18 protein-coding genes and 4 tRNA genes are annotated in these 22,320 nt (G+C 58.4%); 7 read left to right on the top strand and 15 right to left on the bottom strand.

The features are described 5' to 3' along the window. Nucleotides 1-94 precede the first annotated feature (94 nt). From ACRDT3_RS13375 to ACRDT3_RS13360, 4 genes are all read right to left on the bottom strand, one after another. The gene (locus ACRDT3_RS13375) at nt 95-295 is read right to left on the bottom strand and encodes a hypothetical protein (RefSeq protein ID WP_431493443.1); all 201 of its coding nucleotides are present in this window, start codon (nt 293-295) and stop codon (nt 95-97) included. Nucleotides 296-660: 365 nt separating this feature from the next. Then, nucleotides 661-1,797, bottom strand: a complete 1,137-nt coding sequence (mnmA, locus tag ACRDT3_RS13370; RefSeq protein ID WP_431493442.1) for a tRNA 2-thiouridine(34) synthase MnmA — start codon at nt 1,795-1,797, stop codon at nt 661-663. Further along, nucleotides 1,794-3,029 carry a cysteine desulfurase family protein gene (locus tag ACRDT3_RS13365; RefSeq protein WP_431493441.1) on the bottom strand — a complete coding sequence of 412 codons (1,236 nt, stop codon included), beginning with the start codon at nt 3,027-3,029 and terminating at the stop codon, nt 1,794-1,796. Before ACRDT3_RS13365 ends, mnmA begins: the two co-directional genes overlap by 4 nt. 29 nt (nt 3,030-3,058) lie before the next feature. Beyond that, the gene (locus ACRDT3_RS13360) at nt 3,059-3,868 is read right to left on the bottom strand and encodes a hypothetical protein (protein WP_431493440.1); all 810 of its coding nucleotides are present in this window, start codon (nt 3,866-3,868) and stop codon (nt 3,059-3,061) included. A gap of 112 nt (nt 3,869-3,980) precedes the next feature. On the opposite strand from ACRDT3_RS13360, the gene folP reads away from it, so the two are divergent. Continuing rightward, nucleotides 3,981-4,907 carry a dihydropteroate synthase gene (gene folP / locus ACRDT3_RS13355; RefSeq protein WP_431493439.1) on the top strand — a complete coding sequence of 309 codons (927 nt, stop codon included), beginning with the start codon at nt 3,981-3,983 and terminating at the stop codon, nt 4,905-4,907. A gap of 12 nt (nt 4,908-4,919) precedes the next feature. Further along, entirely contained in the window at nt 4,920-5,678 is a 759-nt protein-coding gene (locus ACRDT3_RS13350) for a dihydrofolate reductase family protein (RefSeq protein WP_431493438.1), read from the top strand. On the opposite strand, the gene ACRDT3_RS13345 is transcribed toward ACRDT3_RS13350, so the two are convergent. Further along, nucleotides 5,647-6,546 carry a diacylglycerol/lipid kinase family protein gene (locus tag ACRDT3_RS13345; RefSeq protein ID WP_431493437.1) on the bottom strand — a complete coding sequence of 300 codons (900 nt, stop codon included), beginning with the start codon at nt 6,544-6,546 and terminating at the stop codon, nt 5,647-5,649. The genes ACRDT3_RS13350 and ACRDT3_RS13345 overlap by 32 nt on opposite strands. A 117-nt stretch (nt 6,547-6,663) precedes the next feature. Here ACRDT3_RS13345 and ACRDT3_RS13340 point away from each other — a divergent pair, with 117 nt between their 5' ends. The 3 genes from ACRDT3_RS13340 (at nt 6,664) to ACRDT3_RS13330 (ending at nt 8,751) form a co-directional block, all read left to right on the top strand. After that, nucleotides 6,664-7,563, top strand: a complete 900-nt coding sequence (locus tag ACRDT3_RS13340; RefSeq protein WP_431493436.1) for a J domain-containing protein — start codon at nt 6,664-6,666, stop codon at nt 7,561-7,563. Nucleotides 7,564-7,607: 44 nt separating this feature from the next. Next, complete coding sequence (locus ACRDT3_RS13335; RefSeq protein ID WP_431493435.1) at nt 7,608-8,069, top strand: tRNA (cytidine(34)-2'-O)-methyltransferase; 462 nt, start codon at nt 7,608-7,610, stop codon at nt 8,067-8,069. Between the two features lie 124 nt (nt 8,070-8,193). Beyond that, nucleotides 8,194-8,751, top strand: coding sequence for an anti-sigma factor domain-containing protein (locus ACRDT3_RS13330; protein WP_431493434.1), 558 nt, complete (start codon nt 8,194-8,196; stop codon nt 8,749-8,751). A gap of 92 nt (nt 8,752-8,843) precedes the next feature. Here ACRDT3_RS13330 and ACRDT3_RS13325 read toward each other — a convergent pair whose 3' ends face one another. The 4 genes from ACRDT3_RS13325 to ACRDT3_RS13310 form a co-directional block, all read right to left on the bottom strand. Further along, entirely contained in the window at nt 8,844-9,605 is a 762-nt protein-coding gene (locus ACRDT3_RS13325; protein ID WP_431493433.1) for a PIG-L deacetylase family protein, read from the bottom strand. Next, nucleotides 9,602-10,546: an electron transfer flavoprotein subunit alpha/FixB family protein gene (locus tag ACRDT3_RS13320; protein WP_431493432.1), complete on the bottom strand. Its 945-nt coding sequence runs from the start codon at nt 10,544-10,546 to the stop codon at nt 9,602-9,604. The genes ACRDT3_RS13325 and ACRDT3_RS13320 overlap by 4 nt, the downstream gene beginning before the upstream one ends. A 12-nt stretch (nt 10,547-10,558) precedes the next feature. Next, nucleotides 10,559-11,380: an electron transfer flavoprotein subunit beta/FixA family protein gene (locus ACRDT3_RS13315; RefSeq protein ID WP_431493431.1), complete on the bottom strand. Its 822-nt coding sequence runs from the start codon at nt 11,378-11,380 to the stop codon at nt 10,559-10,561. 190 nt (nt 11,381-11,570) lie between these two features. Beyond that, complete coding sequence (locus ACRDT3_RS13310; RefSeq protein WP_431493430.1) at nt 11,571-13,094, bottom strand: S1C family serine protease; 1,524 nt, start codon at nt 13,092-13,094, stop codon at nt 11,571-11,573. A gap of 319 nt (nt 13,095-13,413) precedes the next feature. Here ACRDT3_RS13310 and ACRDT3_RS13305 point away from each other — a divergent pair, with 319 nt between their 5' ends. Beyond that, nucleotides 13,414-15,405 (top strand): TPM domain-containing protein, encoded by a 1,992-nt coding sequence (locus tag ACRDT3_RS13305; RefSeq protein ID WP_431493429.1) that lies wholly within the window; start codon nt 13,414-13,416, stop codon nt 15,403-15,405. A 70-nt stretch (nt 15,406-15,475) separates the two neighbouring features. Beyond that, nucleotides 15,476-16,207 (top strand): PspA/IM30 family protein, encoded by a 732-nt coding sequence (locus ACRDT3_RS13300; protein ID WP_431493428.1) that lies wholly within the window; start codon nt 15,476-15,478, stop codon nt 16,205-16,207. 116 nt (nt 16,208-16,323) lie between these two features. On the opposite strand, the gene ACRDT3_RS13295 is transcribed toward ACRDT3_RS13300, so the two are convergent. The 6 genes from ACRDT3_RS13295 to ACRDT3_RS13270 all read right to left on the bottom strand — a co-directional run bounded on the left by ACRDT3_RS13295 (nt 16,324) and on the right by ACRDT3_RS13270 (nt 22,102). Further along, a tRNA-Met gene (locus tag ACRDT3_RS13295) sits at nt 16,324-16,397 on the bottom strand. A 358-nt stretch (nt 16,398-16,755) separates the two neighbouring features. Then, nucleotides 16,756-16,829: transfer RNA gene (locus ACRDT3_RS13290), tRNA-Met, on the bottom strand. A gap of 318 nt (nt 16,830-17,147) precedes the next feature. Then, nucleotides 17,148-17,221, bottom strand: a tRNA-Met gene (locus tag ACRDT3_RS13285). A 538-nt stretch (nt 17,222-17,759) separates the two neighbouring features. Continuing rightward, nucleotides 17,760-17,833 (bottom strand) — tRNA-Met (locus ACRDT3_RS13280). 62 nt (nt 17,834-17,895) lie between these two features. Further along, on the bottom strand, nt 17,896-20,931 hold the full coding sequence (locus tag ACRDT3_RS13275; protein ID WP_431493427.1) for a UPF0182 family membrane protein: 3,036 nt from the start codon (nt 20,929-20,931) through the stop codon (nt 17,896-17,898). A 130-nt stretch (nt 20,932-21,061) separates the two neighbouring features. After that, on the bottom strand, nt 21,062-22,102 hold the full coding sequence (locus tag ACRDT3_RS13270) for a YlbL family protein (protein WP_431493426.1): 1,041 nt from the start codon (nt 22,100-22,102) through the stop codon (nt 21,062-21,064). Between the last annotated feature and the right edge of the window lie 218 nt (nt 22,103-22,320).

Raw genomic sequence — 22,320 nt, 5'->3', positions numbered from 1 at the left:
GCGCCGGACCAATCCTGGTCCGGCGCCCTTCGCCGTTGCGTTATTCTCGTGCCATTTCGCTGCGATCGCACCTTGTGCGACCATTTCGCGACGGTCATGCAAGTGGATGCCATCGGATGGTTTCCATCATCATCCAGTTCAGGTTCCACCAACGTGCCCTGGGCAGGACCCAGCCGGGGGCTTGGGATTTGCCGCCGGAGCCCGCTCGCGCATCCAGTTCGTAGCAGCCTTTCGGATTGGATGGAATCGATTCGGCCGGCTGGAATGATCCGTTGTTCTCGACGAAGCGTCCCATCACTACCCAGCTGCCGCTGCTGACCCTTCGCCGAAGCGTCCCCTCGAAAATTCCAATCCACCTTGATCACTGCGGCCAGTGCACTGGCGGCCAGGAAATTCTGTGGCGCTCTGGGCGTGGCAGCCTGATTCAATGGCCAGGCCAGGTGAGTCAAACCCGCCTAGTACGCCAGCAAGCCCCATTCGGCTACTGGAGGCAGACCGGAGGCAGTGCCGTGCGAAAAATACCGAGCCCGCTCGGCCGTTGCCGGTGGGCATCAAGTTCCCCCGCAACTGATCGTTCGTCTAGCTTGAATCACGACGCAGAGAAACCCTTGGTTCGGTTCACTATTTCGAACTGAACCAAGGGTTTCTTGTCTTGGCTAATTAATTGACCTTGCTGGAATCCCAGGCGCTGGAACGAGCAGAGTCGATGGTCGCTTGGCCCAGCACTCGGCTGTCCTGGTAGACGACCATGGTCTGGCCTGGTGCGACTCCACGCATGCCTTCGGGAAGGTTGACAACCAACTCGTCGCGGCCTTCTTCGGAGCGCTCCATGTGGGCCACTGCAGCGACCGGATCGCCGTGCGCGCGCACCTGCACCATGCAGTCGAACTTGTCTCCGCTGAAGACTTCCGCAATCGGCAGGCCAGCCCACGAAATGCGGATGCCGCGCAGCTGGTCCACAGCCAGCAGGGCCTCTGGGCCGACGATGACTTTGTTGTCCTTTGGGCGGATTTCCAGGACGAAGCGCGGTTTGCCATCGGCAGCCGGGCGGCCCAAGCGAAGACCCTTGCGCTGGCCAACGGTGAAGGCCTGGGCGCCTTCGTGCTCACCGAGCGGATTGCCCTCGTGGTCGACAATCTCGCCTGGCTTCATCTCGATGCGTTCAGCCAGCCAACCACGGGTATCGCCATCAGGAATGAAGCAGATGTCATAGCTATCTGGCTTGTTCGCCACGGTCAGTCCGCGCGCTTCGGCTTCGGCGCGAACTTCTGCCTTGGATGGAGTCTCGGCTAGCGGGAACATGCAGTGCTCCAGCTGTTCCTGGGTCAGCACGCCCAAAACGTAGGACTGGTCCTTGGCCCAGTCTGCGGCACGGTGCAACTCCGGGTTGCCTTCGGAATCGCGCAACACCTTGGCGTAGTGGCCGGTGCATACCGCATCGAAGCCTAAGGCCAGTGCCTTTTCCAGCAGGGCGGCGAACTTGATCTTCTCGTTGCATCGCATGCAGGGGTTCGGGGTGCGGCCAGCCTCGTATTCATCCACGAAGTCCTGCACCACGTCTTCTGCGAAGCGGTCCGAGAAGTCCCAAACGTAGTATGGGATGCCCAGCTTGTCGCAGGCACGCCATGCGTCGTTGGAGTCCTCCAAGGTGCAGCAACCGCGCGAACCGGTGCGCAGGGTGCCTGGCATGCGAGACAGGGCCAGATGCACGCCGACGACATCGTGGCCGGCTTCAACTGCGCGGGCTGCGGCCACCGCCGAGTCCACGCCTCCGGACATCGCTGCTAGTACTTTCATCGTGTAAAACCTGTTCCTGCCGTGTGGATGCTGCTTTCATCGGCTGCCATGCCAGCCTTCTTTGCCTGAGCATACGCTTGGGGCAAAGCCTCTAATAATGCGTCAACGTCTGCGCGTGTGGATGTATGCCCCAATGTGAAGCGTTGCACACTGCGTGAGGTGCGCGCATCGCGTCCCATAGCCAGCAAAACATGCGAAGGCTGCGGAACACCAGCGGTGCACGCCGAACCGGTGGACGATGCGATGCCAACCATGTCCAAGCCGAAGAGCAAGGAATCCCCCTCGCATTCCGGGAAGGTGAAGTGCAGATTGCCCGGGAGGCGCTTGCCCTCATTACCCTGATCCCGTGGACCGTTCAGCACCGCTTCCGGGATCAAGCCGCTGATCTTCTCAACCGCGTATTCACGCAGTTCGCTCAGCCTCGCGGCTTCCTGCCGCAATTCAGAACGCACCGCCGTAGCCGCAGCGGCAAAGCCGGCCGCGTGGGCAGCGTTCAAGGTTCCCGAACGCAGCTTGCGTTCGTGTCCACCGCCGTGCTGGACCGGGGTGAGCACGATATCGCGGCGAACCAGCAGTCCTCCGATGCCTACCGGGCCACCGATCTTATGCGCGCTAATCGCCATGGTCGCCAGATTCGAGGAGGCAAAGTCGACCTCGACCGCGCCAAAGGCCTGAACCGCATCCGAATGCACCGGGATCCCGTACTTGCCAGCCAAGGCAGCAAATTCACGAATCGGCTGAACGGTGCCGACTTCATTGTTGGCCCACATCAAGGTCGCTAACGCGATCCGCTCATGCTGCTCTTCAAACAGCTTTTCGGCCGCCTGCAGGTCAACTGCACCGTCTTCATCCACGGCTAGCCACAGCAAGGTGGCATGCTCATGGTCCTGCAACCAGGTAGCCGTATCCAGGACCGCGTGGTGCTCAATGCCGGTGAGCACAATGGCACGCGCCTGCTCATTGGAAGCCACGCGGTTCCAGAACAATCCCTTCAGCGCCAAATTATCCGATTCAGTTCCACCAGATGTGAAGATCAATTCGCTGGAATGCGCTCCGGCGGCCATGGCGATAGCCTGGCGGGCATCATCCACCGCACGGTTCGCGCGTCGTCCGGCCCCGTGCAGAGAAGACGGGTTTCCGGTGCGGGAGTATTGTTCGGTGATGGCAGCCAGAGCTGCTGGATTCAGATCGGTGGTTGCCGCGTGATCCAAGTATACGGCGGAAGTATTCATAACACTTCAATGGTACGGGGTTGGGCGCCCTAGTTTGAATGGCCGATCCGTGTGAATTGGCCGACCTCAATTGCTTCCAGCACCGGATTGTCCAAGATCGCTTCAATCAATGAAGCTGGACCACCCAGGATGGTGCAGTCATCAAATGGTTCGGTTGACAGCATCCAAGAGCGGTCTGCCGCAAAAGCCAGAGCCGGGCGCTGGCGTTGGGCGCCGTCGGCAGTTCTCGCCCATTCGGGCTGCGCCAGGAACTCTGCGTCCGCTTCGAACAGGTGGTAGTTCCGGTATCCGCCACCCAGGGCAAACGGTTCTGCCTGGATGATCCCAGGGCCAAAGGCAGGTTTCTGCGCCTCGGCGAGCGCCAACTCGTAAACCCGCTGGTTCTCGTCATCGCTCAATGCAGGATCCGGCTCGCGCTCAATCTGGATGCGCTCCCCGCCCTCGATAAAGGCGTAACCGGCCCACAAACCCACCACGAACTTCTGGTCTTTGGCGGAAACCTCGACCAGTTCGGCGGCTAGTGCTTGCCATTGCGATCCTGGGAGCTGGTCCAGCGGCAGATCGGTGTCTACCCAGGCATCTTCCGTTGCGGGATTGCCTTGCGCGTCCAGTCCGGCCACGGTTTCAAAAAGATCCGCGGCGGTGATGATGTGCTTGCGGCTCTTCGCCACTGTCTCCCAGCGCACCAGCTGGTCATCTTCATCCAAGGCCGGGTGCAGGATGCGAACATAGCGTTCATAGCCATGAGGGACTTGGGCTACTACCGTGCTGGGGTCGGCTGAGGCACAAGCGGCGGCGATCCATTGCCCATGTTCTGCGGAGAGGTGTGAAAACTGCATGATCTAAGCCTAGCGAGATCAGCGGGCGAATTCTGTCTCCGAACCGTGGTCGGTGGTATGAATAGAGGAACAACTGATGACCTGTCGAATCCAGCTAAGGGAGCCTTCCTGCATGTTCAAGCCTGACTTCTTGGTTCCCGTCCATGATTTCGCCCAGCGCTCCTTGGATTTCTCAAAACGGATCGCGGTGATGGCCGTGATCAACCGCACCCCGGATTCTTTCTACGATGCCGGGTCGACCTTTGGCTTGGATGATGCGGTGGCCGCTGCCATGCGTGCGGTCGAAGCGGGGGCTGATTGGGTGGATATAGGCGGAGTTCCCTTCTCCCCGGGCCCAGAGCTACCGTGGCAGGAGGAAGCAGAGCGAATTGTGCCGGTTATCCATCAAGTGCGTAAGCGCAGTTCGGTGATTATCTCTGCCGACACCTTCCATCCACAGGTGGCGCAGGCTGCCATTGATGCCGGCGCTGATGTCATCAATGACACCACTGGCTTTTCCTACCCAGGATTAGCTCAGGTGGTGGCCAAGAACAATGTGCACGTGGTGATCACCCATTCGCTAGCCAAGCCCCGCACCATTTACCCGCGCCCTCGCTATGGCGATGTGGTGGCCGAGATCCGCCAGTATCTGCTGGCGAAAATCCAAATTGCGTTGGACGCTGGTGTTTCTCCGGCAAAGATCATTGTTGATCCGGGCCATGACCTGAACAAGAACACCCGCCACACGTTGGATCTGACCGCTGGGTTCCAAGCCTTCGCTGATTTGGGCTACCCGGCCTTGGCAGCGGTTTCGAATAAGGACTTCATTGGCGAAACCTTGAACTTGCCGAAGGCCGAGCGCATGGTTGGTTCCATGGTGGCAGCTACGATTTGCGCCATGAACGGTGCCCGTGTTTTGCGGATGCACAATATTCCTGAATCGGTGCAGACAGTACGCCTGCTCGAAGCAGCGCAAGGGTGGAGGGAGCCTGCCTACCAGATCCACAACATGGGGGAAGTTAATCCTCCTGCTCACCCAGAACGCGAAGTCAGCAAGTAAGGAGTTTTCCAGATGCGTGCCCTGCTTCCCCAACCTGCAGATCAGGTTGATGACCAGTTCCTGCTTGAGCGCTACTCCAGCGAGCAACGCCCTTTCGTGCGTTTCAACTTCGTCAGCAGCATCGACGGGAGTTCCCAGGCTGATGGACTCTCCGCAGCATTGGGTTCCCCGGGCGATCGGAGGGTTTTCGCGCTCTTGCGCCGGCTTGCCGACGTGATCATGGTGGGTGCTGGAACAGTTCGTTCCGAAGGGTACGAAGGCCAGCTCCTGTCCGCCGAGGACATGGCGTGGCGTATCGAGCATGGCCTGCCATCACAGCCCGTGCTGGCGCTCATTTCACGAGGATTGCATCTGGAGCCAACGGCCCCGGTGTTTGTCCAATCCCCGGTTCCTGTTCTGCTTTTCACTAGCGTTCAGGTCACTGACGAGCAGCGTCGGTCATTTGGCCCCAATGTCACTCTCGTGCAGGTTTCTGACACCGACGGCGGGTGTGATCCGCAGGAAATTGTCGCTTATCTGCATTCCGAGGGGTACGGCTTCATCCATGCTGAAGGCGGTCCTCATGTCTTCGGGCAGTTCGCCGCGGCTGGCGCCGTGGATTCGGCTTGCATCAGCTACTCCCCGGTGGTTGTGGCAGGTGATGGCATGAGAATAGCGGTTCACGATCGGCAGGCTTTCCACGCCTTCGAGCTGCATTCCCTATTTGAAGAGGACAGCATGCTCTTCTGCGACTATCGGTTTAGGAAATCAGCTGGATCCCCGCGGGAATAACAGATAGGTCGAAGGGCCCATCCCCCACGCATTCCCCGTCAGCATAGCTGTGCCGGGATGTCTCTACTCGGGCCTGCGTGAGGTTTGCGCTGACTTTCCATGGGTGCGGTGCGCCGGTGAGGATCCTTGCCAGATATGGAAGGACCCGCAGAATCCTTGGCCCCCGTACGATAACCAATTCCGCGGTGCCGTCGGTGAAGTCAGCATGTGGGAACAGCCCGATTCCTCCACCTAGTGATTTGATGTTCGCCACGCTGGCGGCCAGGACACTTCCACTGAATCTCAGCCCGTCGGCCCTTACTTCGCTAGGGCATCCGCGCAGCTGGGGGATGCTCAGGATCAATCCGGCGATATACCGCAGTGCTCCTAGCTGGCGTGGCAACGCGTTGGCTTTCGCGTTGACGGTGGCTTCAAAGCCCCAGGACACTGCGCCCAGTGCATAGCGCCGTGTTCTACCGGCTTGGTCAAACCGTAGCTCCAGCACGTCGATGGGCGTAATTGCTCCCGGCTGCTTGCAGAATGCAATCACCTTGGCCAATGATTCTTCTGCGTTCGCGTCCCCTGTCATGCGCCAGAAGTCGTTGCCACTGCCGGCCGGGATGACACCGACGGGAATCGAAGTTCGCGCAACATGCTGGATGCTGTGGTGGATCAGCCCGTCACCGCCAATGATGATGATCGCACGCGAAGCTCTGAGCTGGTCCCCCACCTGTTCAACGCTCGTCGCCGAGGTATCAACCAGCGCATGATCCAGCCCAAGCTTCCCAAGCGCGTGGGCAAGCTGCTGGGCGCGGAGCATGCCCCGTCCTCGGCCTGAGGCGGGGTGAAAGATGATCCGGATTTTTCCGGCGCGAACAAACGAGCTCATGAGCATAGAGATTACCCAGCAACTTGACGCTTCTACAAAGAATTTGCTGGGTTGGGTTCGCTAAACTGGTGAACACTGACCATCCGGTCTTTTTCACCGAGAGGATTCTTCCGTTCAATGAGCACACCAAGCCCGTACGAAATTCTTGGTGTCGCGCCCACTGCGAGCATGGAAGATATCAAGGTCGCTTACCGAAGGGCCGCTCGCGCGACCCATCCGGATCTCGGTGGCAGCGAAGAAAAGTTCAAGGAAGTACAGCGCGCTTTCCAGCAGCTCAACGAGATGGCGTCTCCGCTGGGTTATGAGCAGACCTTCCAAGCCCCGGGCAACGCTCCACGCGCCGGATTCAGCGCCCGTCCCTTTGACGAACGCTTGCGAAAGAGCCCTCAACAGCCCAAGGCCCAGTTACCCACCGAATATGTTCCACCGTTTTCGGATACGTCTTTTACGTTGCTGGACAAAAAGGTTTGCGAGCAGCGGGTGCACGGGGAGCCCCGAAAACGCGGTCTGTTCTCCAACCGTGCGCGGCTGATCCGCGAGGCGCAGACCATCAACCTGCTTTCCAAGAATGTCCTGAACATCTTGCCAGCGGCCCGTTTGGTCAATGGCCTGCGTTCGCCGGCGTCGGGGCACTACGATCATGTGCTGTTTGCCGGTTACCGCATGGCAGTGATCAACACGATGACTCTTCCCGATGGCTACTATTCCTTTGATGGCAATGTCTTGCGCCACGGCAATAAGCTGACGCAGCCTCCGCAGTTCTCCATCTCCGGTTTGCAACGGCAATTCATGCAGATGAACGTAGTTGCGTTCACCCTGGTGCTTTCTTCCAACGGCAATCACCACGAACCGGTCATTGAATACCGACGCAATGCCGATCCAACACTTGCGTCGACTCCGAATGTGCTCAATGCGGCCGGATTGATGCGCGAGTTGAAGCTCTTCTTGGGCTCTGGCCCATCACCGAATGTCGTCGATCGCCTGGCCCTGGCGCAGTTACGTGAAGCGATGTACTAAGGTCAATGGCATAATTCTTGTTGGTGAGAGCTTAAACTGGTTGAGTGTTTCGTATCGTATTCAATGCCCCAGAGATCCCGGGTAATTCCGGCAACGCTATCCGCCTAGCTGCCATCACCGGCGCAGAACTGCATTTGGTCAAGCCGCTAGGCTTCAACTTCGAGGATGCCAACCTGCGTCGCGCAGGATTGGACTACCATGATCTGGCTTACGTCACGGTGCATGAAAATCTTGACGCTGCTTTTGAAGCGCTGGGCGAAGGCCGGGTCTTTGCCTTCACATCCGAAGGCACCACCGTCTACTCGGATATCAACTACGAGACCAGCGACATCCTGCTCTTCGGCCGTGAATCGGTTGGTCTGAGCGCGGAGGACAAGAAGCATCCGCGCGTCAACGGCCTGGTCCGGTTGCCGATGCTTCCAGGCCGCCGATCGATGAACCTGGCCAATACCGCTTCGGTTGTTGCCTTCGAAGCTTGGCGCCAGCACGGCTTCGCTGGCGCATAAAGTACCAGCACGCCAGCGCCACGCATACAGCTTTACCTAATCTTTATAAAGTAGGCTCGAGTCTGTACCCGCAGTTTTACGGGTATTGAACTGTGCCGACTACATTTCGGGAGAATCCAAGACAATGAACGGTAGCCATTCTCAGCACCGCGACGAGCCCCAGGACGAGAACCTGGGTCTAGATCTGGTGAGCCAAGTGGCCAGCAGTTCACGCGCCGCCAAGAAAAAGCCTAAGCGCTGGATCTTCGCAGTCACGGGACTTGCCATCATCGTTGTCCTAGCGGTGGTCATTTTCTCCCTGCTCAATGGAGGCACCAAGGCGTCCAAGGCATCCAAAGCCGATGATGCAGTCACCCAGACCGTCGAGTTGAAGAGCGGAGGGCAAGCGGTGCTCAGCTCCTCGAAGTCCGAAAACGCTGTGGGTGTGGAGCTCTCTGAGCTGCCGGCCCTGGACGGCTCGGAACAGTATGTTGCATGGGCCGTGCATGAGTCCGGCAGCGTCTCCGTGATCGTTTCCAGCACCGGTGAAGATGCCGCGGCGGGACTGTCTCCAGCCGATGACGTGATTGCCCTTCACATCACCGTTGAAGGGTCCAAGATCCCTGACGCTCCATCGGAAGATGCTGAAGCATCGGTGGACCTTCCGCTGGCCCAAGACAAGGCAGCGGAAGACGAGAGCTAGCAGCTCACCTCTGGCTAGCCAAAGAGTTCGGGGCGAAGATCAATTCTTGATCTTCGCCCCGAACTCTTTTTCAGTATCCATTGCCTGGAACGTCAGAACCCTGCAATCGTGTCGCGGGCGTTCACCGCAACTGCATGGAATGCTTCGGCAAGCTTGCCCGAGCCCAGCTGGCCACGCACGGCGTTTTCCTCGCACTGCTGCAAAACATAGTTTTCCATGGCGGCAACATCCGGGTGCTGCGTGAAGTGCGAACGCAAGGCATCCATCTTCTTGTCGAAGAATTCGGTGATGTCCACATAGGCATTCTCGCGTTCCTGCGGAGCGCCGCACAACCAGAGCCAAGGCACCTTGTAGGCTTCCAGGCCTTCATCATGCAGCAGCTCCGGGTAGGAGAACGGATTCTCCACCGCCGGGTAGATGGCACGGGTGACCGCTTCGCCGCAGGCCAGATGGTCCGGGTGCGAAGCCTGAATCCGATCCCACTTGCGCTCCGGGTGCATGGCAATCACGATGGTTGGCTTCACCTGGCGCATCAGCCGGACCACCTTGCGCATGACATCGTGGTTGGCTTCCAGGAAGCCGTCGCGTTCACCAAGGAAGTGGACGGTCTTCACGCCCACCTTGGCGGCGGCTTGCTTCTGCTCTTCGTGACGCAGCTTAGCTGTTTCTTCAGGATCTCGATCATCAAAACCGCCGGCATCGCCGTCAGTCATGATGCAGTACTGAACTTCTGCCCCCGCCGCAGTCAGGGCCGCTACTGTGCCGGCCGCCCCGAAATCCAGATCATCTGGGTGAGCGCCGAAGGCCAGGACCCGCTGGGTGCCTGCACCAATGAATTGCGCTGTATCGATCATGCCTTGCGACGTCGAATCTCTTCGGCTGCCTGCGGCAGAACCTTGGCCAGGTCGCCGACGATGCCCAGATCTGCGATTTCGAACACTGGGGCGTCGACATCCTTGTTGATGGCGATGATGAACTTGCTGGTCTGCATGCCGGCCTTCTGCTGGATCGCTCCCGAGATGCCTGCTGAGATATACAGCTGCGGGGCGACGGTGGCACCGGTCTGGCCGATCTGCGCATCGTGCGAGATCCAGCCGGCGTCGGTAGCTGCACGAGAAGCGCCCACGGCAGCGCCCAGGGCATCGGCGAGGTCTTCAACCGGGCCGAAGTCGCCGTTGACCCCACGACCGCCTGCGACCACTACGCGCGCTTCGGTCAGTGCCGGTCGATCGCTCGCGACCTTGGCCTCCGCCGCTGCAATACGGACCTTGGAATCACTGGTGTTCTCCAAAGCCAGTTCTTCTACCGCCAAGACGGTGCTGGAAGCAGCTGGCGCGTCCTCGATGCTGTTCGGCTTCAAGGTGGCGAAGAGGGTGCCGTTGGTTGCCTTGGCCTGAACGCTGTAGCTTCCTGCCAGTTCATCCTTGGTAGCTACCAGGTCCCCGGTGATGCCAATGACATCGGTGATAATCGCACCGTTGCGGCGCACAGCCAAACGGGCACCGAGTTCACGGCTGAAGTTGTCGTTGGCAAGCAAGACCAATTCGGCGCCGGTAACCTGCAAGGCTGCGTCAAGCACGGAAATCTCGTGCCGGCCGAAAGCCTGCGCATCGCTGGAAGCGGTGAAAAGCTTCACCACACCATAGGAAGCGAGCACCTGCTGGGCTGCGTCGCTGACCTGGCTGGCAACAGCCACGGCCGGGTTCTCAAAGCCGGAGGCCAAGGTCAGCAGCTCGCGCTGGGCTTTGGACGGGGCCGCGGAAAGTTCAGTGAAAAATACTAGTGCTGAAGGCATGTTCAATATTCCTTAGATCAGCTTCTGTTCGGCCAAGAAATCAACCAAGGCGATGCCTGCCTGGCCGCTGTCGTTGATGACAGTTCCGGCTTCGCGCGCAGGTCGGGCTTCAGCTCCGATAACCTCGGTGTTCGAGCCGGTGGCGCCAACAGCGGCTGCGTCCAGGCCAATAGCAGCCAGATCCAGCTCGGTGACGGTCTTCTTCTTGGCAGCCATGATGGCCTTGAAATTCGGGTAGCGAGGCTCATTGGCCTGGTCGGTGACCGAGAGCACCGCAGGCAGGTTCGCCTTCAGGGTCAAGGTGCGGTCCAGGTGATCACGCTTGATGGCCAGTTCACGCTGTGCGGCGTCGAACTCAACGGCTAGCGCGTGAGTCAGCTGCGCATAGCCCAGCCGCTCTGCGAGCTGGGCTGGAATCACTGAGGTTTCAGCGTCGGTTGAGGACATGCCCGCAATAACCAGATCCACGTTGCCGGCATGTTCAACCAGTGCCGCAAGCGCTTTCGACGTGGCGACGGTGTCGGAGCCAGCCAGGGCCTCATCGTTCAGGTGCAGTCCGGAGCTGGCACCCATCTGAAGGGCCTTCTTGACTGAGTTGCCTGATCCCTTGCCGCCCATGGTCGCAGCGATGACTTCATGCCCGGCGGCGAATCCGCCGTTGGCTTCCACTATGGAAACAGCAGCTTCCACGGCGTATTCGTCAAGTTCCGAGAGGACTGATTCTGCACGGTCAAGACGCAGCGTTCCCGAATCGATGTGACGGTCAAATTGAACATCTGGGACGTGTTTGACCAGGACCACTATTTTCAGTGGCGTGGTGCTTTCCTCGCTCATTCGCGCCTTCCTACAAGCTTCGATGCCCGCACCGGTGCCGGGCACCGGAGCAGGCTAATTCCTTCAGTCTCTATCGTATCGACACAATGCAGTTCACCGGTTGTTTATCGCTCCCAGATCAACAAGTGACGCAGGCTGGTTGATCACCAGCCCGCGTCACTTGTTTCACAGCGTCATCATGACGAATTGTTTAGTTATTTGACAGCGCTCCGACAGTTGCCGTTGCGGTATGTTCCTGACCATTACGAAGGTAGCTGATCTCCACTTCTCCCCCGGACGGGATCTCGCGGATGGCCGCGGTCACGGTCTGCGAGTCCTGCACTGCTCGGCCGTTGACGCCGGTGATCACGTCACCGGACTTCAGGCCTGCCTTATCAGCTGCCGAGTCAGGGCTAATTTCAACGATGCGGGCACCTACCGAGAACGCCGAAGCGTTCTGCTGGTTGGAACCGGCCGCGCCCTGCGGGGTCACCGTGGCACCGAGCAGACCGTGGGTGGCCACGCCGTTGTCGATCAGTTCCTGGGCAACACGCTTTGCGTAGTCGATGGGGATCGCGAAGCCCACGCCTATCGAGCCGCCTTCTTCACTGTTGCCTGCCGAGGCGATAGCAACGTTGACACCGATGATTTCACCATTGGCGTTAACCAATGCGCCGCCGGAGTTGCCGTGGTTGATGGCCGCATCAGTCTGGATGACGTTCACGTAGATCGAGCCGCTGGAACGCTGCTGTTCTTGTTCCTGCCCCGGGAATTGGAAGTTGAATTGGTTGCCGTCCCCGCCCTCGCTCTGGTCGCTTTCCTTGGGAACGGCCGAAGAAGCGATGGAGATCGTGCGGTTCAGGGTGGAGATGATGCCGTCGGTGACGGTGCCGCTTAGACCCAGCGGTGCGCCGATGGCTACAGCGGCATCCCCCACATTCAGCTCGGCTGATGAACCCAAGGTAGCAGGCACCAGGCCGTCGGCTTGGATATTGATGACCGCCAAGTCCGATAGTGGATCGGTGCCGACCACGGTGGCGCTGTGCACCGAGCCGTCGTTCATCTGGACCGAAATCTTGGGATTGGCAACTTCGCCGCCCAGGGTAACCACGTGGGTATTGGTCAGAATGTTGCCTTTGTTATCCATGACGATGCCCGAGCCGGACCCGCCGGCCCCGTTGCCGGAGACCTCGATGGTCACCACGCTTGGGCTTGCCTTGGCGGCAGCGGCGGTGACTTCGGTGACCTTGTCCGGGTTGTTAATCACCACTCCCTCGCGTGGCGAGCTGCTGACCGGGGAAGATCCCGCGTTGTCATTCATCAGGTAGGTAGTGCCTGCCGCGGTGACGCCACCGACCAATGCCGCGGCGACCATTCCGGCGATGAGCGTGCTGCCGGAGAAGGACTTCTTGTCCTTGGAAGGCTTCTCGGGTGGGATTGGGTAATTCGTAGACCCGCTGGGCGGAGTACCGTAAGGGGAACCATAGGGAGAGTCGTTCTGGACTTGCTGGGCACCGGCATGCTGGCCGTGGGAGTGGGCCGAGTTCTGCGTGCTGGCAGCTGCCGGCGCTGGATAAGCGCTGGTTGGATGCTCGCTGGCGCTTGGAGCCTGATTCACTCGCGGATAGCGCACCGTAGGTTCGGACGAAGCAACTGGATCATTGTTGGTGTTGTTCATTGGCTCTGCTGAATCGCCCGCATTGTTCCCACGTGGCTCATTCGGTGTCTGGCTCATGGCTTGCCTCTTTCGAACTGTCGAATCTCTTGAGTTCTATTATCCAACTCTGGTCTGTGGCATCGAATTGTGGTGTCTGAGCACCGCCTGTGAGTTAACTATTCTGCCAGCTGAATGTCGTAGACGTTGTTCATTAGGCCAAATAGAATCAATCATAAGTGTGAACCCAATCTCGGGGATCACCAGATCGGGTTTCTCCCGATTTTAGATTGACTGATGCATTTCAGGTGGGGAACAAGACATGCGTATGAAAGCTCGACGGCTCATTGCTGGAGCAATATTGGCAACGGTGGCCTCATTCGGCTTATCGGCACCTGCGATGGCTGAATCGCCTGTAACAATTCCACCCGGAGACTTTGTAGTCGATTCTTCAGGCGTGCTCGGTTCGGACGAAGCGCGCCTGGAGTCCGAAATTAAAGAACTTCGCAGCGATACCGGACTGAGCCTGTTTGCGATATTCGTCGACGAGTTCTCCAACCCAGACCAGGCCGAGCAATGGGCCACCGAGGTTGCCAACCAAAAGGGCTTGGGCAGCGCTGACTCCATCCTGGTGGTAGCAACCGATACCCGTCAGGCCTATTTTGCCGGTGCAGATGGCGGCCCAATTGCCAAGGCCGACACCGATATCTACAGCAGCCAGATCAGCCCAGCACTCGGCGAGAATGACTGGGCCGGAGCTGTTGAGGGCGCCATCGACGGTATGCGCAGCGTCGAAGGTGGTGGCAGCCCCGACGGCTCTTCCTCCGGCGGAGGCTTCCTAACTGTCGTTCTGGTCATTGGTGCCGTCGCTGTGGTTGGGTTCCTTTTTCTTTCCCGTCGCAGCAAGAAAAAGACCTCTCAGCTCGGCCAGGGCTTTGGCCAGCACCCAGGACAATACGGTGCTCCTGCCCCGCAGCAGCAGCTGATTCCCCTGGACAAGCTCCGCCTGCAGGCAGACCAGTTGCTGGTGGCTGCGGATGATTCGATCCGTTCTTCGCAGCAGGAACTGGGCTTCGCCGAGGCACAGTACGGCAAGCAGGCTATTCAGGTCTACGTGGAAGATATCGAACAGGCCAAGAATCACCTGACCGAATCCTTCCGCCTGCAGCAGCAATTGGATGACGATATTCCAGATACCGAGCAAGATCAGCGTTCATGGCTGAATGAAATCATTGACCGGTGCCAAAAGGTCAATAATTCCTTGCAGGCGCATGCCAACGAGTTCAAGCAGTTGCGTCAGCTGGAGCAGAATGCGGAGGATCGCATTACTGAGGTTTCGGCGAATCAGGAACCTCTCAACCAGAGGCTGTCAGCTCGCGTTGCAGATTTGGAACGACTCGCTGGCCAATACGATGCCAGCGCAGTATCGCAGATCAAGGACAACGCCGACCAGGCGGCCGAGCGCCTGACCTTTGCTTCCTCTGCTTTGAAGCAGGCATCCGAGAAACTGGCCAATGACCGATCCAATGCCGCGATCTTGATCCAGAATGCGGAAGAAGCCCAGGACCAGGCCGATGTGCTGCTCAAGGCCATCAACAAAGCCGGCCAAGCCTTGGAGCAGGCCCAGCAAGACTTGAAGTCGGCAATTGCGCTGGCCGAACGCGACCTGGCGCAAGCGAAAGCTTTCGTAGGCAACGGGTCGAATCCCGAACTTTCAAGTGCAGCGGCTGGTGTCGAGAGCACCCTGAACAATACCAAGCAGGCATTGAGCAGCGGCAAGTACAACCCGCTGGCTTTGATTACCCAGCTCGATGAGGCTGTTCGCCCGCTCTCAGGTGCACTGTCAAGTTCACGTAATCAGGTCCAGCAGGAGCAGTCAGCCCGGGCACAGCTGGATTCGTTATTGCACACCGCAGCATCGCGTATCAGCGGTACCGACGATTACATTCGTGCCCGTCGCGGTGGTGTCCGTTCTTCGGCTCGCACCCGCCTTGCTGAGGCGCAGCGCACCTTCGATGAAGCCCGCGCGCTTTCCGGCAGCGACCCGCTGCGTGCTGTTGGTTCCGCACAGCGTGCCATTCAGCTAGCTGACCAGGCGGCGCAGATGGCCGAAAGCGATGTCAGCGGATTTGGCGGCGTCGGCGACTCCCGCGGTTATGGAAACTACGGCAACTACGGCCGTGGCCGTGGTGGCGGAATGTTTGATGGCATCGGTGGCGCAATGCTCGGAGGCATCCTGATCAATACCATCCTCGGCGGCGGAGGCCATGGCGGTCATTCCGATGGCGGAGACGGCGGAGGTTTCTTTGGCGGGGGCGGCTTCGGTGGCTTCGGCGGCGGAGGCGGCTTTGGAGGAGGTGACTTCGGAGGCGGAGGAGGCGGCAACTTCTAGCTTGCCGGACTGGTTTCACCAGAAGTTTTGAAGTACATAGTGTTTTCTTGACGGACAGAAAGGTCCAACCATGATCAAGCAGTCAATCTTCGGACGCATTTCCCAGTTGGCCAAGGCCAATATCAATGCGATGCTCGACGCAGCTGAAGATCCTCAGAAAATGATGGATCAGATGGTGCGCGACTACAACGACAATATCGCTGAAGCAGAGCAGGCGATTGCCCAGACCATCGGCAACCTGCGCATGCTGGAAGACGACTTCCGCGAAGACGAGCAGGCAGCTTCCGAGTGGGGTAACAAGGCCCTGGCAGCCTCCAACAAGGCAGAAGAGTTCCGTGTCGCAGGCAATGCTGATGATGCCTCCAAGTTCGACAACTTGGCTAAGGTCGCCATCCAGCGCCAGATGCAGGCTGAGTCCGAGATGAAGACCGCCGAGCCGACGATCGCTTCGCAACGCCAAATCGTGGACAAGCTCAAAAGCGGCTTGAACATGATGAAGGAAAAGCGCACCGAACTGGCAAGCAAGCGTGATGAGTTGGTCGCCCGTTCCAAGTCGGCGCACGCGCAGAACCAGGTCAATGAAGCTATCAAGTCCGTGAACATCATGGACCCGTCCAGCGAGATTGGTCGCTTCGAAGAAAAGGTCCGTCGCGAAGAAGCCCGCGTTCGCGGTGCTGCAGAATTGCAGGCATCAAGCTTGGACTCCCAGTTCGAGTCCTTGGAAGATCTGGGCGAGCAGACCGAAGTTGAAGCCCGCCTGGCTGCCCTTAAGGCCAAGCAGGCCGATGCGTTGGAAAGCTAGGCCCTCGGCTATCTAAGCATCGTTATTTGGCTGGCAGTGCGAAGGCGCTGCCAGCCAATTGCTTTAGTGCTTAAACCAAAAACGGAGACCCTTTCGGATCTCCGTTTCCACTTTCGTGGCGGGGAGAGGATTTGAACCTCTGACCTCCGGGTTATGAGCCCGGCGAGCTACCGAACTGCTCCACCCCGCGTCGGTAAATACAATATTACCAATCAGTGAATGACTTGGCTAATCCTGGGGCAGTGCACTTCGTCACCCCAGAGAGCTGTGCCCCTGAAGCATGGAAGATTGCACCATTCCCTCGGAATTTCACCTGGGTGAAGGAAAAACTTATCAGGTTCATCCGGCGAGCCCGAATGGAAATCAACACTACGGACCTGCTGGCGACGGACCTCGACTCGATAAGAGGCGACGTAGCCGATTTTCCAGCATCGTGATTCAGATCGAGTACCTGCTGGAGCTTGCCCACGGTCCCCTAGCGGCGCCAACCCGAGAAATCATGTTAAACCAAAAACGGAGACCCTTTCGGATCTCCGTTTCCACTTTCGTGGCGGGGAGAGGATTTGAACCTCTGACCTCCGGGTTATGAGCCCGGCGAGCTACCGAACTGCTCCACCCCGCGTCGGTAAATACAACATTACCAATCAGTGAATGACTTGGCTAATCCTGGGGCAGTGCCCTTCGTCACCTCAGAGAGCTGTGTCCCTGGGTGAAGGAAAAACTTATCAGGTTCATCTGGCGAGCCTGAATGGAAATCAACACTACGGACCTGCTGGCGACGGACCTCGACTCGATGAGATGCGACCTAACCGATTTTCCAGCATCGTGATTCAGATCGAGTACCTACTGGAGCTTGCCCACGGTCCCCTAGCGGCGCCAACCCGAGAACTCCGGTTAAACCAAAAACGGAGACCCTTTCGGATCTCCGTTTCCACTTTCGTGGCGGGGAGAGGATTTGAACCTCTGACCTCCGGGTTATGAGCCCGGCGAGCTACCGAACTGCTCCACCCCGCGTCGGTAAATACAACATTACCAACTAATGAACTCAATAGCGAATCGACAAGATTGTCCTTAATCGCACTGCTCCCGGATGTCCCACCTGAGCCGAATTATTCTTCGGTGCTATCCATATGTTCGTGCGCCAGCGATACCCGGGTTCAAAGGCGCCAGAAGCCTTTCGCCACATGATTGCCCACTCCGGCAGGCAATCGTCACGCCAACGTACCTGAGAGCCCTTGCAGCAACCGCAATCGCCCGCTCAAAGGGGATTTCGGGCCTTCTAGTCGCCGGGGCCCCGCGATCGGCCTGGCACTGCATCTGCCTACGACCCCATCTTCCGCAGATGCCGGCGACCGCTTGCGCTGTCCGCGAGGACAGTTCCTCAATGTCCTTGGCAGCTGGCATTGGGAAAATTTACTTTCCACGACCGCTCGCTCCCCGCATACGGGTTGACGGCGTTTCTCACACCAATTCTCGTGTGCTGGCCTGGCAGCTAACAACTTGCGGCTTAACGCAAAATGGAGACCCTTTCGGATCTCCATTTTGCCATTCGTGGCGGGGGCAAGATTTGAACTTGCGACCTCCGGGTTATGAGCCCGGCGAGCTACCGAACTGCTCCACCCCGCGATGACTAGACAATTCTTGCATCATCGCGGAGTGAAAGCAAATCGGGCAGCTGGGGCTAATGCTTAGCCTTCAGCACCGTCCTCGGGTGCTGGCGACTGGGCGGCGTCCTCATTCTGGCCGTCGTCCAGCTTCACGTCACCTTCAACCTCGGTGCCGTTGATGGCCGCATCTGCGTCCATCGCACGGGTCAAGGCATCCTCCAACTGCTTCTGCGATTCGCCGTAGGCTCCGAAGTCACCCTTGGCCAGCGCTTCCTGGCCATTCTTGATGGCTTCATTCGCATCAGCCAGAGCCTCGGAGAGCTTCTCGGTATCAGTCTTGGTTGGCTCCTTCTCACCCTTAGGATCATCCTTTGGCGCGACGCCTTCGGTCTCCCCGGTCACTGCACCGGATTCACCGCCAAAGACCTCATCCAGTGCTTCAGCCAAGGTATCGGCGAAACCAACCTTGTCACCGAAGGAGACCAGAACCTTACGCAATGTCGGGTAGCTGGTCTGACCCGAGGACTGAACGTACACCGGCTGGACGTAGAGGATACCGCCGCCAACTGGCAGCGACAGGAGGTTACCGTTCTTGACCTCCGAAGCACCTTGACGCAGCAGGTTCAGTTCGGTGGTCACTCGGGTGTTGGTATCGAAGTTCTGCTGTGCTTGGCCTGGGCCAGGTACCGCAGTGTCTCGTGGTAGCTCTAACAGGCGCAGCTTGCCGTAGTCTTCTGACTTCTCCCCGGGATTGGAGCCGGCATCGGCATTGGCCGAAAGGAAGCCGAACAGCACATTGCGCTGCTGGCCATTGGCCGCGGCAGCAGGGATAAAGGTCGAGGTCAGCGAGAACGACGCTTCATCCTGAGTAGGCATCTTCAATGACATGAAGTATGGCGGCTGCTTCACGCCAGCGGCGGACGAGGTTGGATCATCCGGCACGGCCCACGCATCGTTGGACTCGTAGAATGCATCCGGGTTATCCACGTGGTAGGTGGTCAGCACTTCGCGCTGCACCTTGAACATGTCCTCGGGGTAACGCACGTGCTCCATCAGCTCAGCCGACATGTCGTCCAACGGGTTCAAAGCCGTAGGGAAGATCTTCTGCCAAGACTGCAGGATTGGATCTTCGGTGTCCCAGGCGTAGAGCTTGACCGTTCCGTCATAGGCGTCAACGGTAGCCTTCACCGAGTTGCGCAGGTAGTTCACCCTGCCAGTCAACGACAGGTCCTGAGCGTTGGTCAGCGAGTCGGTCACTGCCGAATCCAACTGCTGCTGCTGCGAATAAGGGAAGTCATTCGAGGTGGTGTAGCCATCGATAATCCACTGCACGCGGCCATCGATGATGGCAGGGTATGCCTGGGAATCCAGCGTCAGGTACGGAGCAACCTTGCTCACGCGATCGCGAGGATCACGATCGTAGAGGATCTGCGATTCGCTATTGACGTTCTGCGAGAGCAACAGGTCAGTGGAGGCGAACTTCAATGCGTAAACCAAGCGGTTGAACATGTTGCCAACGTTCGGACCGCCATCGCCCTGGAAGGTATAGCGAGTGTCCTGGTTCTCTCCACCGGTACCTGGACGGTCAAGCTCCTGGTCGGTCCACCCTTCCTCCGGTCCGCCGACGATGGAGTAGGACGGAGAATTCTCACCGAAGTAGATGCGCGGCTCGTAATCCTTGTCGGTAATCAGATCACCGGAGGTTGGGATGCCACCGAGCATGAAGTCCGGACGACCACCGGCAGCCACACGATTACCGTAGGCGGCCACCAAGCCGTAGCCGTGGGTGTAGTTAATGTGCTGGTTCACCCAGGTGTCGGTTGGGTCGACGTTCACTTCACGGGCGGCGATAACGGTATCTTCCACCTTGCCGTCGATCTCGTAACGGTCAACGTTCAGGGTCTCGGCGAAGGTGTAGTAGCCACGGAACTGCTGCAGCTGCGCGAAAGCAGCCGAAACCAGGTTTGGATCCAGCAGGCGGATATTCGCCGTGGTTGAGGTTTCCTCAGCCAGCGCATTCTTCTCGGTCGAAATTTTTGCGTCGTAGTCAGTAACTTCGACTTCATCCAGGCCGAAAGCCAAGCGCGTCATCTCGATATTGCGCTCAATATATTCGCTCTCCAGCGCCCTTTGGGAAGGGACCACCTTGTACTGCTGGACCAAGAACGGGTAGACGCCACTGGCAACGATCATAGTTGCTACCAGCATGGCGGTGCCGATCAATGGCAAACGCCAGCGCCCGTTGATCGCCGCAATGACGAAGGTGATGGCGATCAGGATTGCCACGATGGCCAGAATCATCTGCGCAGGGATGACAGCGTGGACATCCTTGTACAGTGCACCGGCGACACGGCCGGACTGGTCGGTGAGGGTCTCGTACTGGCCAATCCAGAAGTTCACACCTTGGAAGATCAGGAAGACTCCGACAACGACTGCAGTGTGCACTCGCGCAGCCTTGCCAACGGTAATGCCACCTCGCTCTTCAACACGGATACCGCCGTAGAGGTAGTGAGTCAGCAGACCAGCCACGCCGCTGAGCAGCACGACCGAAATCAAGAAGCCGTTGACCAGTCCGATGAATGGAAGGGAGAAAACGAAGAAGCCCAGATCCATGTTGAACTGCGGGTCAGTGCTTCCGAAGCCGACCTGGTTGAAGAACAGCAAGATGGTCTGCCACTGTCCGGCTACGGCAACGGCCGCGAAAATGCCGATCACCAGTGGAATGCCAACCATCAAGAAACGGCGGACTGGTTCCAGCTGGGCCTGGTAGCGCGACATGGAATCAGGTCGGGTCGTGTTGGGTGCATAGACAGGGCGGTGCTTGTAGGCACTGCGCATCGAGAACCACATGGGAACTGCCATCAGCACCAACGCGATCAAGAAGATCACGAATTTGGAGATCCGTTCAGTCCAGTAGACCTGGGAGAAACCCAGCTGGTTGAACCAGAGGATGTCAGCGTAGAAATTCGACAAGAAAACGAAGACCGCGACGAGGATGACCACCGCGAAGATGGTCAGCGTCAGCGGCGAGGCTTTCTTGCCCGAAGGGTTGGAAGGTCGTTGTGGTTCTTGGGGCCGCGGCGGACCCCCGAACGGACTATCCGATCCGAAAGACACTATCTATTCCTTACTTTGGGTTCTTCTCGTTGTTCCCAACAAGAGAACTCGTGTACCTAATTCTTGTACGGGCGTTGTGCACGAGATTGGTTTCCTTGCATCACATTCTTCCCTTGATGCCCGGCTAAATCTATTCGCATGTCGTGAAAGTCGCCGGGTCTTCACCCGCGGCGATCTTCTCCAAGGCCTGGCGAGCTTCCGAGAGGGTAGCAACCTTGATGACGTCCAGTCCGGCAGGAACACGGCCGATGGCTTCAGCGCAGTTATCAGCTGGGGCCAAGAAGACGGTCGCTCCCGCGTTCTTCGCCGCCACCATCTTCTGGGCGATTCCACCGATCGGACCTACCGCGCCATCGGCAGAAATCTCACCGGTGCCCGCGATGTGGTGCTCCCCCGCCAATGAGCCTTCGGTCAGGCGATCAATGATCGCTAACGCAAACATCATGCCGGCGCTCGGACCACCAACATTCTCCAACCCGAAACTCACATCGATGGGGAACTTGTATTCGCTGCCCAGGAAGACGCCCAATTGGCGTTCGCCATTGTCGGCTTCCTTGGTGCGCACGGTGACTTCTACATCGCTGTAGACACCATGCTTATCCGGTCGGCCAACGGTCATGGTTGCTGGTTCTGCACCGTGGGAGTTCAGTCCTTCCTTCAGCTGCTCCAGCGAGGTTATCTTCTCCCCTTCAAACTCCAGCAGGCGGTCCTTTGGCTCAAGCACCTTTTCATTTGTGTCGGTGGAGAACTCAGCAACCGTCAGCCATTCGGTGAAGCCCTGATCGAGCTCGGTCAAAGCCGCTGCCACAGCCAGGTCCTGCGAAGAGGTCATCATGAAATCATTTTGTTCATTCTTCTCTTCCGAAGAGACACCGCGAGAAATGATCGTTTCTTCCGGAACGAGATCCTTGGCCGGGTTGATCAGTGCTTCGAGTACGACAGGTATGGTGATTCGGTTCTGCCCGCCGCCCTGGACGTAAATGGTCAACAGATCCAAGACGCTCTCCGAAGGGTACGACTGGGCCCCCTTGATGGAGACCACATCGTGCCCGTTGTCCTCGCCAAGAGTGTTGAACACTGGGCCAGGTGATCGGATCATGAAATTCGTGGGGAGAAACATCATTACGCCGATCAGGAGCAGCGCAACGATGCCGGAGCTGGTGCGTTTCATGGTTTTGGAACCTTGCGGAGCGCGGCTGGAATTGCCTGGCTCCAGAGTCGAGTCTTGTGGTTCCCGTACGTGCACTGATCCTGCTCCCGCCAACTGTCAAAAAATACGCGGATCCGCCCTTGCAGACATCCCCACTCTTAGCCTACTGAAGCCACGGGTTTAAAAGCATCAGCATCAAGGCGTATTCGATGTGCCGAAAGCGAACTGAAGCCCAGATT

This window comes from Glutamicibacter sp. (genome assembly GCF_050701915.1).
GTDB lineage: Bacteria > Actinomycetota > Actinomycetes > Actinomycetales > Micrococcaceae > Glutamicibacter.
The sequence above is the reverse complement of the archived record's forward strand: the minus strand, read 5'-3'. Positions and strand labels throughout refer to the sequence as shown.